This window comes from Pseudomonas syringae group sp. J248-6 (genome assembly GCF_032586995.1).
Taxonomy (GTDB): domain Bacteria; phylum Pseudomonadota; class Gammaproteobacteria; order Pseudomonadales; family Pseudomonadaceae; genus Aquipseudomonas; species Aquipseudomonas amygdali.
The window spans coordinates 161,784-175,361 of record NZ_JAWHOP010000001.1; the positions used below are offsets into that span (position 1 = coordinate 161,784).

The following is a 13,578-nucleotide window of genomic DNA, read 5'->3' on the forward strand; positions in this document are numbered from 1 at the left end:
GTTTCTTCAAGCCCGGCGGTTGATCGCCGGGCCAATCCTCAACACATTCGTGGCTTTCTATGAAAAAGTTGAAGTTTCGCAAAGTGCTCATTGTTGTTGTGCTGTTGGTTCTGGCAGCAGGTATTGCCTACGGCATCCAATCCCCGGAAAAGGCACCGGAGTATCTGACCGCCAAGGTCGAACGCACCGATATCGAAAACTCGGTGCTGGCCAGCGGAGTGCTGCAAGGCATCAAGCAGGTTGATGTCGGCGCGCAGGTTTCAGGCCAGCTCAAGTCACTGAAGGTCAACCTGGGTGACAAGGTCAAACAAGGTCAGTGGCTGGCGGAAATCGATCCTGTGGTGCTGCAGAACACCCTGCGCCAGTCGCAGGTCAACGAACAGAACCTGATCGCCCAGAAGGACGCGGCTGCCGCGCAGCTCAAGGACGCCAAAGCCATTTACCAACGCTACAAGCAACTGCGTGCGGATGACGCGATCTCGCAAAAGGACTTCGATACGGCGCAATCAGACTTCGAAGTCCGGAGTGCCAACCTTCGCTCGCTGGAAGCACAGGTGCGCGACGCAGGAATCCAGATCGAGACCGCCAGGATCAATCTGGGCTACACCCGCATCGTCGCACCGATCAGCGGTGACGTGGTGGGTATCGTGACCCAGGAAGGCCAGACCGTGATCGCCAGCCAACTGACGCCGGTGATCCTCAAGCTGGCAGACCTGGACACCATGACCGTCAAGGCGCAGGTCTCCGAGGCCGACGTGATTCATATCACCCCAGGCCAAGAGGTGTATTTCACCATCCTCGGCGATGCCGAAAAACGCTATTACGCCAAACTGAAAGGCACGGAACCGGCGCCGCAAAACTTTCTTGACGCGCAGTCCAGCAACGCCGGCAAGCCAAACAGTGCGGTGTTCTATAACGCATTGTTCGACGTCCCCAACCCTGATCACCGTCTGCGTATTTCGATGACCGCCCAGGTGCATATCGTGCGTGAAAAGGCCAAGGACGTACTGACTGTGCCTGTTGCAGCTTTGGGCGACAAGAACGGCGACGGCACCTTCCCGGTGCGCGTGATGGACAATCAGGGCCAGGCCCAGAGCCGTAACGTGCAGACCGGCATCAACAACAACGTGCGGGTCGAGATCAAGAGCGGCCTTGCCGAGGGCGACCAGGTGGTGATCGGTGAACCATCGGCCACACCAGCGACAGCGGGGGCCTGACCATGAGTCGAGCTCTTCTGGAACTCAAGGGGATAACCCGTCGTTTTGTCGCTGGCGAGAAGGACTTCATCGCGCTTAATGACATCAACCTCACGATCAATGCTGGCGAACTGGTTGCCATTACCGGGGCATCGGGTTCCGGCAAGTCAACGCTGATGAACGTGCTGGGTTGTCTGGATCACGCCAACAGCGGCAGTTACAAGGTCGACGGGCGTGAAACCGGGACGCTGACCGATGATGAGCTGGCAGAGCTGCGCCGCGATCACTTCGGTTTCATTTTTCAACGTTATCACCTGTTGCCGCACCTGCCGGCGATACAGAATGTCGAAATGCCTGCCATCTACGCAGGCACCGGCAAGGGCGTGCGCGTAGAGCGCGCGCAGAAGCTGCTTGAGCGGCTGGGCCTGCCCGGGCATCTGGAGCATCGGCCAAGCCAGCTTTCAGGCGGCCAGCAACAGCGGGTCAGTATTGCCAGGGCCTTGATGAACGGCGGCGAGATCATTCTGGCCGACGAACCTACCGGGGCCCTCGACAGCGTCAGCGGCAAGGAGGTGATGAACATCCTCCTGGAGCTCAACAGCGCCGGGCACACAGTGATTCTGGTGACCCACGATGAGAAGGTTGCAGCGCACGCCGAGCGCATCATCGAGATGCGTGACGGCGAGATCATCGCCGACCGGGTAAACCCTGACCGTCCGATCATCAACGAAAAAACCACCGAGCGCCTGCCCACCAAGCCCAGCCAGGGCAACCGGCTGATGGCGAACCTCGGCCTGTTCCAGGAGGCCTTCGTCATGGCCTGGGTGGCGCTGATCTCGCACCGCATGCGCACGCTGCTGACCATGCTCGGGATCATCATCGGCATTACCTCGGTGGTGTCGATCGTTGCGATCGGCGAAGGGGCCAAGCGCTATGTGCTCAAGGACATTGAGGCCATCGGCAGCAACACCATCGAGGTGTTCCCAGGCAGTGACTTTGGCGACACCAAGTCAATGGATATCCAGACCCTGGCGCTGTCCGATGTGGCGGCGTTGAGCAGTGAGTACTACATCGACAGCGCCACACCGAATATCGGCCGCAACCTGCTGGTGCGCTACCGCAACATCGACGTATCGGCGACGGTGAGCGGGGTCAGCCCGAGTTACTTCCAGGTGCGTGGCACCAAAATGGGCTTGGGGGTGGGGTTCAACAAGGATGACGCCAGGCGGCAAGCGCAAGTGGTGGTGATCGATTACAACACACGGATTCGCCTGTTCGGCCCCAAGGTCGACCCGCTGGGCCAGGTGATCCTGGTGGGCAACCTGCCCTGTACAGTAATCGGCGTGACGGAGAACAAGAAGAACATTTTCGACACCAGCAAGAACCTTAATATCTGGATGCCCTACGAAACCGCCTCTGGCCGCCTGCTGGGTCAGACCTACCTGGACGGCATCACCGTGCGGGTCAAGGACGGGCAGCCGAGCAAGGTGGTCGAGGACAACGTCAACAAACTGCTGCAAAAGCGTCACGGGACCAAGGACTTTTTCACCTACAACCTCGACAGCGTGATGCAAACGGTGCAGAAGACCAGCCAGTCGCTGGCCCTGTTGCTGTCGTTGATCGCGGTGATCTCGCTGGCGGTCGGCGGTATCGGGGTGATGAACATCATGCTGGTGTCGGTCACGGAGCGGACACGCGAGATCGGCATTCGCATGGCAGTCGGGGCACGCCAGTCGGATATCCGTCAGCAGTTTCTGGTGGAGGCGGTGATGGTTTGCCTGATTGGCGGGGTCATCGGCATCGGCCTGTCGTTCGTGATCGGCTATGTGTTTTCACTGCTGGTCAAGGAATGGCAGATGGTGTTCTCCGTGGGCTCGATTGTCACTGCGTTCATCTGCTCGACATTGATCGGCATCGTGTTCGGCTTCGTACCCGCACGCAACGCGGCACAGCTCGATCCGATCGAGGCGCTGGCACGGGATTGACGAGAGGATTGCAGGACAGGGATGTTCTGCATGACGATATCGACGGCCCGCTGACGTGGGCAGTGTGGAAGGGATCCTGCTCACGAGAGGCTGATGCAGCCGACGGCTATCTGTCGCTGTATCAGCCTCTCGAGCAGGCTGTTGCGAGGACTCAGCCTACCGCGCTGACGCTGGAAACCCGTGCTGCGCTGCTGCTCATCAGGGCCTGTTCGAAGCGGTCGAGGACCATGCCCACTTCCGATTCGGTGATATTCAACGGTGGCAGGAAGCGCACGACTGCGCTGTTGCGTCCACCTGTCTCGATGATCATGCCGTTGTTGAAGCACTCCAGCTTGATCGCCCGCGCACGTGCGCCATCGCCAACCCCTGGACGTGATCCTGTAGCCGGTTTGACGATTTCTACCCCGAGCATCAAGCCACGGCCACGGACATCGCCGATAAACGGGAACTGTCGAGCGATGTTCTCCAGCCCGCTGTGCAACTGCTCACCGCGCAGCACAGCATTGCCGACCAGATCGTGCTCCTTGATATGACGCATGGTCGCAGCCCCGGCCACCATCGCCACCTGATTGCCACGAAACGTCCCTGCGTGCATGCCTGGGCCCCATGTATCGAGGTGCTCGGCATAGACGATCACTGACATCGGGTAGCCGCCACCGATGGCCTTGGACAGCACCAGAATATCCGGCGTTATCCCGGAATGTTCGATAGCAAACAGGTTGCCGGTACGTCCGAGTCCGGTTTGCACTTCGTCGACAATCAGCAGGATTCCCAACTCGCGAGTGATATCACGCACAGCGCGCAGCCATTCTGCCGACGCCGCAATGCAGCCGCCTTCGCCCTGAACCACTTCGACCACCACCGCAGCGGGTTTGGACACACCGCTTTCCGGGTCGCTGAGTACCGTGCGGATGTACTCGATGGAGAGGCGGTCGGTGTTTTCGCCGTCGGTGCCGAACGGGCAGCGGAAACGATAGGGGAAGGGCAGGAAGTGGGTGCCTTGGGCCAGCAGCCCGGCCTTGGGGTTGAGGTTGCCCATGGCCGACAATGCGCCAGCGGTCATGCCGTGATAACCACCGTGAAAGGACATCAGCGGCGAGCGCTGGGTGTAATGGCGGGCCAGCTTGATTGCGGCTTCGACCGCGTCAGAACCGCTGGGGCCGCAGAACAGAATTTTGCTGTTGTCGCGCATTCTGGCGGGCAACGTCGCGAACAGCTCTTCGACGAAGGCGTGCTTGGCCGGTGTGGCCAGGTCAAGGGCCTGCTGCAGATGATCACTGTTGAGGAATTCGATCACCGCCTCGCGGACCACCGGCGGGTTATGACCCAGTGCCAGCGTGCCAGCGTTCGACAGGCAGTCGAGGTACTCCTGGCCGTTGGCGTCCTTGACCCGCATGCCCTTGCCACTGACAAACAGCTGCTGGAAGGTCGCTGCGTAGGTGCGCGCATTCGACTCCAGTTTCTTGAGATTACTTAACTCTTCCATAGTCGATCCCTTGTTGGCACAGGTACGGATTCATTGCTACTCGGTTCGAGCAGGGCCCGATTCTGTAAGAACCTCAGGGGGATCGCCAACTTATCGCCGTGGGACTGTCCCCGTATTCCACGACATACATACCGCGGCCTCCAGCGTTAAATGCATGCTACGAAAGGGATTTGTGGCGCAGCAGGAAACCTCGCGACAACGCTCCTGATCGTCCGGATTCCTGCCCCGTTGCTTCTTTTCTCCAGACACCACTGTTCCGGAATTTTCGAGAGCTTTATGTCTATTGGCAAACCTGCTGGCCGATTCCTGTTGTCGATGTTTGTGGTGTCACTGCTCAGCGGCTGCACGCTAGGGCCGGACTACCAGTTACCTGCGGTGGCGGTTGCCGGCAAGTGGCATGCGCCGCTGCCCCATGACGCGTCGATGGTGGGGCTGCAGGATTGGTGGCAACAGTTCGATGACCCTGCACTGGCAACCCTGTTGCGTCTGGCGCAAGCAGACAGCCCGTCTCTCGATCAGGCTCTGGCGCGCATCGCCCAGGCACGCGCGACGCTGGACGGCAGCTTTGCCGACAGGCTGCCACAAGTGAGCGGCGGCGCGAGCAAGTCACGCGCTGGCATCAGGCAGAGCGGGGCGCGCCAGAGCGGTACGACTTCCGGGGCAACCCTCGATGCGTCCTGGGAATTGGACCTGTTCGGCAAATTACGACGCACCGACGAAGCTTCGCGCAATCTGCTCGAAGCACGTGTCAATGACTGGCATGACGCTCGTGTGTCGCTGGCGGCCGAGGTCGGTGATGACTTCGTGCAGTACCGCGGCTGCCAGATGCTGGTGAACGCTTACCGTGATCAGGCGCAATCCCAGGAACAGACCGCACGTCTGACTCGTGTGTCGTTTCAGGCCGGGTTTACCGCAGCCGCTGATTCATCGTTGAGCGACGCCAGTGCGGCGGCCAGTAATGCGACCCTCATCAAACAACAAAGCGAGTGCGACGTGCTGCTCAAAAGCCTGGTGGCCCTGACCGGTAGCGACGAGGAGCAGGTGCGGGAAGTGCTCGGCCATAACCCCGCGCGACTGCCGCAGCCTGCGTCGCTGGATGTACGGGAAATACCCGCCGACCTGGTGCGCCAGCGCCCGGATCTGGCGTCCAGCGAACGTGAACTGGCCGCAGCGAATGCGAAGATTGGCGCTGCTCAGGCGGATCGTCTGCCCAGCCTGAGTCTGATCGGCTCGTTCGAGGTGGGGACCACCACTGGAGTATTCAGCCGTAACTGGAGCCTCGGCCCGCAACTGACTGTTCCGCTGTTCGACGCAGGCAAGCGCCGGGCGGCAGTGGACTCGGCACGGGCAGATTATGACGCGGCGCTGGCGACCTATCGGCAGACCTTGCGCACGTCGGTGATGGAAGTTGAGCAGGCACTGGTGCGTCTGGACGCGGCGCGGCGTTCGCAAGCCAGTACGCAGCGGGCCAGCGACGGTTATGAAGCGTCGTTCGAGGCCACAGACCGCAACTGGCAGGCCGGTAACGCCAGCCTGCTGGACCGCGAAGTGGCGCGACGCTCGGCCCTTTCGGCGCAAATCGAACTGATCACCGTGCAACAAAATCAAGTGCGCTACTGGATTGCCCTGTACAAGGCCCTGGGCGGTGGATGGCAGGACAGTCGCGAAGGTTTGGCCAGTGAGACAGCGAAGCGGGGCGGCGTATGACGAAGATACGCATGTATGGGCTGTTGACGCTGGTGGTGTTGGGCGTTTCAGGCTGGCTATTGTTTGGCCGTGCAGAGCCGACCCCGACCCCGGCTGCTGCTGCTGCTGCTGCGCCGTCAACCAGCCTTACCGTCGAGGCGGTTCAACCGCGCCACGAAGAATGGCCACAGGAACGGGTGGCCAGCGGTGCGCTCGCGCCGTGGCAGGAAGCTGTTATCAGTGCCGAAACCGGAAGCTTGCGGATCGCCAGCCTGAAGGCTGATATCGGCGATCAGGTGAAGAAAGGCCAGGTCTTGGCGACCCTGGCCGATGACAGCGTGCTGGCCGAGGAAAACAAGCAGAAGTCAGCGGCAGCCCAGGCCACGGCGCAATTGCAGGAAGCCCGCTCCAATGCGCGACGTGCGGCGTTGGTCGGACAGAGCGGGGCCTTGTCCGAGCAGCAACTGGAAGAATACCGGGTCAAGGTGCAGACCGCTGAAGCCAACCTGGCCTCGGCAAATGCCGACCTGCGCAGTATCCGGATCAAACTCACGCAGACACGCATTGTCGCGGTGGATGACGGGGTCATATCCGGGCGCAAGGCCTTGCTCGGCGATGTGGTGTCGGCGGGCAGCGAAATGTTCAGGATGATCCGGGATGGCCGCATCGAGTGGCAGGCAGAACTGGATGCACAGCAACTGCCAGGTGTGCAGGTCGGACAGCTCGCTCGCGTGACGTTGCCAGGCGGTATTCAGGTCGAAGGTCGCGTGCGGCTGGTCTCGCCAATACTCGACAGCAAGACCAGCAGGGCGCTGGTCTATGTTTCCCTGCCCACTGGGTCGATGGCGCGCGCCGGCATGTACGCCAGCGGTCGCATCGAACTGCCATCCACTGCAGCGCTGACTGTCTCGGATACCAGTGTGATCCTGCGTGACGGACGCTCTTATGTGTTCGTGCTGGGCAAGGATATGCATGTCAGCCAACAAGTCGTAGAGGTCGGGCGGCGGCGTGGATCGGCGCTGGAAATCCTCGGAGGTCTGACAGAACAGGCACAGATCGTCCGTAGCGGTGGGGCGTTTCTCAATGACGGGGCCAGCGTGACGCTGGTCAACGCCGAGGCGCGCACGCAATGAATATCTCCGCGCTGTCGATTCGTTACCCGGTTCCGGCGGTCATGCTGTTTTTACTGCTGACCCTGTTTGGTGCCCTTGGATTCGATCGTCTCGGTATCCAGGACTTTCCCGACACCGATCTGCCCGCAGTGGTCATCAGTGCCTCACTGGAAGGGGCCGCCCCCGAGCAACTGGAAACCGAAGTCGCGCGCAAGCTCGAAGACAAGCTGACCTCGCTACGCTTGCTCAAGCATGTCAGCACGCAAATTGCCGAAGGCAGCGTCATCATCAATGTGATATTCGACATTGACAAGGATGGCAATGAAGCGCTCAACGAGGTGCGCAATGCGGTGGACAGCGCTGCCGCCGAGTTGCCAGCCAACCTCGACACGCCATCGGTAACCCGCCTGACCACCAATACCACGGCGTTGCTGACCTATGTGGTCGATGCGCCACGCATGGACGAAGAAGCGTTGTCCTGGTTTGTCGACAATGAGCTGAGCAAAAAGCTTCTGACCGTGCGTGGTGTCGCGAACATCGGCCGCGTGGGCGGTGTGGACCGCGAAGTTCAGGTGGACCTTGATCCCGCGCTGATGGCCGGTCTGGGCCTGAGCGTGACAGACATTGCGGATCGTTTGCGGACGATGCAGAAAGACAATTCCGGCGGTCAGGGCGATCTGGGCAGCGGTCAGCAGGCGCTGCGTGTGCTCGGCGGCATTGACGACCCGGCGGCGCTGGGCGCTATACGCATTCCCGTCAGCGAAGGGCGAATGCTCGCTGTGCAGCAGTTGGCCACCGTGCGTGATACCCATGCCCAGCGCACCACCCTGGCGTATCGCGACGGCAAACCGGTGATTGGCTTTCAGGTCATGCGCTCTCTGGGTTTTTCCGACGTCGGAGTGACCAGGGATGTGCGCCAGGCAGTCAGTGAGTTCGCCAGGCAACACCCTGATGTGCGTATTGAAGAAGCGAGTAATGCCGTCGACCCGGTGATGGAAAACTATCGCGGCTCCATGATGCTGCTATACGAAGGAATGTTGCTGGCGGTGTTAGTGGTCTGGTGGTTCCTGCGTGACTGGCGGGCGACGATTATCGTGGCCACAGCACTGCCTTTGTCGATTATCCCGACATTTGGCGTGATGTATTTTGCCGGTTTTAGCCTCAATACAGTTTCGTTGCTGGCGCTGGCCCTGGTGATCGGCGTTCTGGTCGATGATGCAATTGTTGAGGTCGAAAACATTGCGCGACACCTGCGTATGGGCAAAACCCCGCGTCAGGCAGCGATTGAGGCGTCCGACGAGATCGGCCTTGCGGTATTGGCAACCACTGTGACTCTGGTCGCGGTGTTCCTGCCAACCGCTTTCATGGGCGGGGTTTCCGGCAAACTGTTTCGCCAATTCGGTGTGACTGCCAGCGCTGCGTTGATGTTTTCGTTGTTGGTCGCCCGTTTGTTGACGCCAATGATGGCGGCGTATTTTCTCAAGGCTCGCGCGCATGGTGAGCACGACAGCGGTTTGATGAGACGTTACCTGAGCTGGATTCACACCAGCCTGAGCCGCCGCAAGACCACCATGGCCATTGTCGGTGTCTTGTTCATAGGCTCGCTGGCACTTATTCCCTTGCTGCCGACCAGCTTCTTGCCTGCGCAGGATATTGCCAGCAGCACCGTCAGCCTGGAGTTGCCGCCCGGCAGCAGCTTGGCCCAGACCGGCGAGATTGCCTTGCAGGCTGAGAAGCGTTTACGCGAGATTCCAGAAGTGGCCCACGTTTTCATCGCGGCGGGCAGCGGCGATGCGGGCAGTGCGGGTGATCGCAAGGCGGCGCTGACCGTCGATCTGCTACCACGTAACCAGCGCACACTGAAACAGTCCCAGGTGGAAGCGAGCATGCGTGAAAGTCTGCGCAGTTTGCCCGGTGTGCGGGTAAATGTCGGTGGTGACGCCAGCGGCGAGCGGCTGGACATCGTCCTCGCCAGCGATGATGGTGATTTGCTGGAGCGTACCGCCGCAGCTCTTGAACCGCAGCTGCGCCAGATAAAAGGCGTCGGCAACATCACCTCCAGTGCTGCGGTGCAAAGGCCGGAAATCCAGATGCGCCCGGATGTTGTCCGCGCGGCAGAGCTTGGCGTCAGTAGCCAGGACATCGCCGACACACTGCGCATGGCCACCTACGGCGAATACAGCTCGTCCCTGGGCAAGATCAATCTGTCCCAGCGCCAGGTCAATGTGCGGGTGCGTATGCAGCCGCAAGTACGCACCGACCTGCAGAGTCTCGCTCAGTTACGGGTCACGGGGCGTGATGGCCAGATCGCGCTGGCGTCTCTGGGAGAAATCAGCATGGGCAGCGGCCCCGCGCAGATTAATCGTATCGATCGCTTGCGCAATATCACTCTTTCCATCGAGCTCAATGGGCGCAATCTGGGCGAAGTGATGGAGCAGGCCAGGCAGGCGCCGGTCATGCAGAACCTGCCAGCGCAAGTGAAACTGGTAGAGCAGGGCGAGTTGCAGTTGATGAGCGAGCTGTTTGGCAACTTCAGCCTGGCGATGGCCGTCGGCGTGTTCTGTATCTACGCGGTGCTGGTTCTGCTGTTCCATGATTTCATGCAGCCGCTGACCATCCTCTCGGCACTGCCTTTATCGCTCGGCGGCGCACTGTTGGCACTGTTGATAGGCGGGATGAGCTTTTCCATGGCATCGGTCATCGGTTTGCTGATGCTGATGGGGATCGTGACCAAGAACTCGATCCTGTTGGTGGAGTACGCGATCATGGCTCGTCGTGAGCCAGCCGTGAGCCGTTATGAGGCGTTGATCGACGCCTGCCACAAACGTGCCCGGCCAATTCTGATGACCACTATTGCAATGGGTGCGGGCATGTTGCCGACAGCATTGGGATGGGGCGGAGAATCAGGTTTCCGTCAACCGATGGCGGTGGTCGTTATCGGCGGACTGTTGGCCTCAACCGTACTAAGCCTGTTGGTAGTGCCCGTTATCTTTACTTATATCGATGATGGCCATGAGACACTTAAAGGATGGTTTCGCAGGCCTCGATAAAACCGTGTAATCCGCTATCGTCGCAGGCTCGCTGACGTGGGCCAACGCCTTGGAATACCTGGCATGCCGAGACGTTTTCCTCCCTGGGTTCTACTTGGCAAACCCTGCGCAGCAGTGCCCGTTTTTTATTTAGTCACCATCTTTTTATCCAGTAACACCGCAGTGTCTATTCATAAAATCCGGTTCATGCCGATAACGACAGGGATCGCGAAAAGTCAGGATGCAGTGAACAAGCAGGTCCTGCTCTGGCACAGAAATTGGATGATTACTTCTGTAGTCCGAAAAATCGCTTATCGCAAAAGTGCGCAAAACCCACGTTCAACTACTCGCCTCTAGTGCAGTAGGGCTCTCGGACAGAAGTGCCCCCTTACTTAACGATGATGGATAATCAATGAACCTGATAAATCGCACCAGTTTCGCTAAAAAACTCATGGCCGCGTTCATCGTTTGCGCCATGATCACCTTGGCTGTGGGTGGTTTGGGTATGCTCGGTATCAACCGGCTCTCCGACGCCCTTGAGCTGACGTTCTCGAATAATCTGGTTTCAGTGGCCAACACTAACGAGACGATGACCGCCCTGACCACTCATAACCGCGGGCTTTACCGTTTGCTCGATGCCAAGGACAAGGCCACGGCGGAGAAAATGCGCCAAAGTATCAATGCCGAGCTGGAGCGTGCGCAGAAAGTCTATGCCATCTACCGCGCCACCCCATTGGAGGACGATGAACGCGCAGCGGGCGACCAGTACGACGCCTTGATGTCAGCCTACATCTCTGCTTCCCAGAACATCTTTGACCTGCAGCAAGCGGGCAAACTGGAAGACGCGCGCAATCGCCTCAACGCGCTGGCGGACGGGGAGTTCAACAAGGCTCGCGGCTATCTGCAGATCATGATCGACTCCAACAAGCGCCAGATCAAAGAAGGTGCAGAGGCCGCTGACAGGCTGCAAAGCAACTCGGTATTCATGTTGACGGCGGGTATTGTCATCGCGTTTGTGGTGGCGATCATGTTGGGTATTTTGATCACTCGCATGATTACCGGACCACTGAGAAGCGCTATCGAAGTTGCACAGCGTATTGCATCGGGTGACTTGACCCAGAGCGTTTCCAGCACCCGAGGCGATGAAGCGGGGCACCTGCTCAATGCGATCGGCACGATGCAGAGCAATTTGAAACGCACGATTCAGGAGATTTCCAGCGCGTCCGATCAGCTTGCCTCCGCAGCCGAAGAGCTTGGCGCGGTCACCGAAGAAAGCACACGCGGCCTTACTCGACAAAATGACGAGATTCAACAGGCTGCAACGGCGGTAAACGAAATGACGGCTGCTGTTGAAGAGGTAGCCCGCAATGCAGTGTCTACCTCAGAGGAGTCCAAAGCACTGGCAACCGACGCCGCGAACGGTCGTGGCCAGGTGGATAACACCGTCAAGGGCATCGGCACGATGGTCAGGGAGATTACCGAGTCGACGGGGTCAGTGACCACGCTTGCCGGCCACGTCCGGGACATCAGCAAAGTGCTTGAGGTCATCCGCAGCATTGCGGAACAGACCAACCTGCTTGCGCTGAACGCCGCCATCGAGGCTGCACGCGCCGGTGAGCAAGGCAGAGGGTTTGCTGTGGTAGCCGACGAAGTGCGCGCTCTGGCGCACCGCACCCAGGCTTCAACGGTGGAAATCGAAGGCATGATCGGTACCGTGCAGTCCGGTGCCGACGGTGCGGTCGCTGCAATGAGCAAAAGCCTGGCGACGGCCACCAACACCCAGGGACTTGCTCAGCGCGCCGGCAGCGCACTGGAAAAAATCACCATTGGCGTGGGTACGATCAACGAGCGCAACATGGTGATTGCCTCGGCGTCCGAAGAGCAGGCTCAGGTCGCACGCGAAGTGGATCGCAACCTGGTCAATATTCAGGAGCTCAGCGCGCAGTCCGCAGCAGGCGCCAATCAGACGAGCGCGTCCAGTCAGGAACTGTCACGGCTGGCGACTTCGTTCAACACCATGGTTGCGCAGTTCAAGCTTTAACGGGCTCGTGCAGGTGTATTACCGGCCTGATTGTCTGGACCGGGAATACATGCTGCATACCTTGTTCTTGTCCTTTCTACGGATTGACCTCGCCAGTTTGCGGGGGCGACTCGCGTAAGAGTGTCGACCTGTCCAGCCACGATCATTCGCAAAGCTGCTCCCGTCTCACTACAATCCCGGCAGACAGACCAATCCAAAGGTGTACATTGGAATTCACACGGGACAAATTCAACGGGATCATTGTCGACGCAGCTTCACTGCCAAATGACCCGCAAGCGTTGCGTGACGCTGTCGACGTGCTGGTTACCCTCATCGAAAACGAGCGCCTGGCGCTGGCCTGGGTCACACTGCCTATAAGCAATGCCCAGAGCATTCCGATCTTCACGGCTGCCGGGTTCTCCTTCCATAGCTGTCTGACCGATCAACTGACCCTGGTGCGCCGCCCCTTCGAGCAGGCATTCGTCCCGTTCATACCTACCCATACTGTAGGGGCGGGGGCCATCGTGATTAACGAGGCAGGGGAGCTCCTTGTCGTGAAGGAGCGAGGCACCCAAGGTTTCAAACTGCCGGGAGGGCACGTAGACAGCGCCGAACGAATTCAGGATTCGATCGAGCGCGAGGTGCTGGAGGAAACCGGGATCGAATCGAAGTACGAATCCATCGTGGCGTTTACCACCAGACATCCCTACCAATTTGGCAAATCGAATATTCACTTCATCTGCCGAATGACGGCCCTGACGCAGCGTATCAACATCCTGGACACTGCCGAGATCGAAGAAGCTAAATGGATAGCGTTGTCAGCCTACCTGGCAGATGACAGCAATAGCCTGTCCAACCGGCAGTTACTCAAAGATGTGGCGTTCAGCCGAGGTCTCGTCGCCACCGAGTACTCCGCCAATATCGGACCTCATAAAAAGCAGGAGATTTTTACGACAACTGACTGATCAACAGGAAACGCGGCCTTTAGTTATACGGCAAAATATGTGGATTTAACGCGTTCCGGAATGTCGCAGGGTAGTCTGAGTCAGGCTTGAGCGCTGAAT

At 59.3% G+C, this 13,578-nt stretch carries 7 protein-coding genes and 2 pseudogenes; 8 read left to right on the top strand and 1 reads right to left on the bottom strand.

The features are described from left to right. Positions 1–59: 59 nt before the first annotated feature. Both macA and RYC17_RS00275 read left to right on the top strand, forming a co-directional pair. Positions 60–1,217, top strand: a complete 1,158-nt coding sequence (gene macA, locus RYC17_RS00270) for a macrolide transporter subunit MacA (RefSeq protein ID WP_058402957.1) — start codon at positions 60–62, stop codon at positions 1,215–1,217. A gap of 2 nt (positions 1,218–1,219) precedes the next feature. Beyond that, entirely contained in the window at positions 1,220–3,181 is a 1,962-nt protein-coding gene (locus tag RYC17_RS00275) for a MacB family efflux pump subunit (RefSeq protein ID WP_122280454.1), read from the top strand. A gap of 151 nt (positions 3,182–3,332) precedes the next feature. Here RYC17_RS00275 and RYC17_RS00280 read toward each other — a convergent pair whose 3' ends face one another. Continuing rightward, positions 3,333–4,667, bottom strand: a complete 1,335-nt coding sequence (locus RYC17_RS00280; protein ID WP_122259896.1) for a diaminobutyrate--2-oxoglutarate transaminase family protein — start codon at positions 4,665–4,667, stop codon at positions 3,333–3,335. A gap of 276 nt (positions 4,668–4,943) precedes the next feature. On the opposite strand from RYC17_RS00280, the gene RYC17_RS00285 reads away from it, so the two are divergent. The 6 genes and pseudogenes from RYC17_RS00285 (at position 4,944) to RYC17_RS00305 (ending at position 13,479) form a co-directional block, all read left to right on the top strand. Continuing rightward, positions 4,944–6,374 (top strand): efflux transporter outer membrane subunit, encoded by a 1,431-nt coding sequence (locus RYC17_RS00285; RefSeq protein ID WP_316902090.1) that lies wholly within the window; start codon positions 4,944–4,946, stop codon positions 6,372–6,374. Further along, positions 6,371–7,486 (top strand): efflux RND transporter periplasmic adaptor subunit, encoded by a 1,116-nt coding sequence (locus tag RYC17_RS00290; RefSeq protein ID WP_316902092.1) that lies wholly within the window; start codon positions 6,371–6,373, stop codon positions 7,484–7,486. Before RYC17_RS00285 ends, RYC17_RS00290 begins: the two co-directional genes overlap by 4 nt. After that, a complete protein-coding gene (locus tag RYC17_RS00295; RefSeq protein WP_316902094.1) occupies positions 7,483–10,515 on the top strand; it encodes an efflux RND transporter permease subunit in 3,033 nt (1,010 codons plus the stop codon). Before RYC17_RS00290 ends, RYC17_RS00295 begins: the two co-directional genes overlap by 4 nt. Before the next feature lie 391 nt (positions 10,516–10,906). Then, positions 10,907–11,677 (top strand): annotated as a pseudogene (locus tag RYC17_RS26820) (MCP four helix bundle domain-containing protein); the annotation flags it as partial. Positions 11,678–11,956: 279 nt separating this feature from the next. Beyond that, a pseudogene (locus RYC17_RS26825) lies at positions 11,957–12,535 on the top strand (methyl-accepting chemotaxis protein); the annotation flags it as partial. A gap of 206 nt (positions 12,536–12,741) precedes the next feature. Then, on the top strand, positions 12,742–13,479 hold the full coding sequence (locus RYC17_RS00305; protein ID WP_058402950.1) for an NUDIX hydrolase: 738 nt from the start codon (positions 12,742–12,744) through the stop codon (positions 13,477–13,479). Positions 13,480–13,578: the final 99 nt, after the last annotated feature.

What these genes read in the sequence shown, in the direction of transcription:
- macA (WP_058402957.1), top strand. Translation starts at nt 60, where the DNA reads ATGAAAAAGTTGAAGTTTCGCAAAGTGCTCATTGTTGTTGTGCTGTTG.
- RYC17_RS00295 (WP_316902094.1), top strand. Translation starts at nt 7,483, where the DNA reads ATGAATATCTCCGCGCTGTCGATTCGTTACCCGGTTCCGGCGGTCATG.
- RYC17_RS00280 (WP_122259896.1), bottom strand. Translation starts at nt 4,667, where the DNA reads ATGGAAGAGTTAAGTAATCTCAAGAAACTGGAGTCGAATGCGCGCACC.
- RYC17_RS00290 (WP_316902092.1), top strand. Translation starts at nt 6,371, where the DNA reads ATGACGAAGATACGCATGTATGGGCTGTTGACGCTGGTGGTGTTGGGC.
- RYC17_RS00285 (WP_316902090.1), top strand. Translation starts at nt 4,944, where the DNA reads ATGTCTATTGGCAAACCTGCTGGCCGATTCCTGTTGTCGATGTTTGTG.
- RYC17_RS00275 (WP_122280454.1), top strand. Translation starts at nt 1,220, where the DNA reads ATGAGTCGAGCTCTTCTGGAACTCAAGGGGATAACCCGTCGTTTTGTC.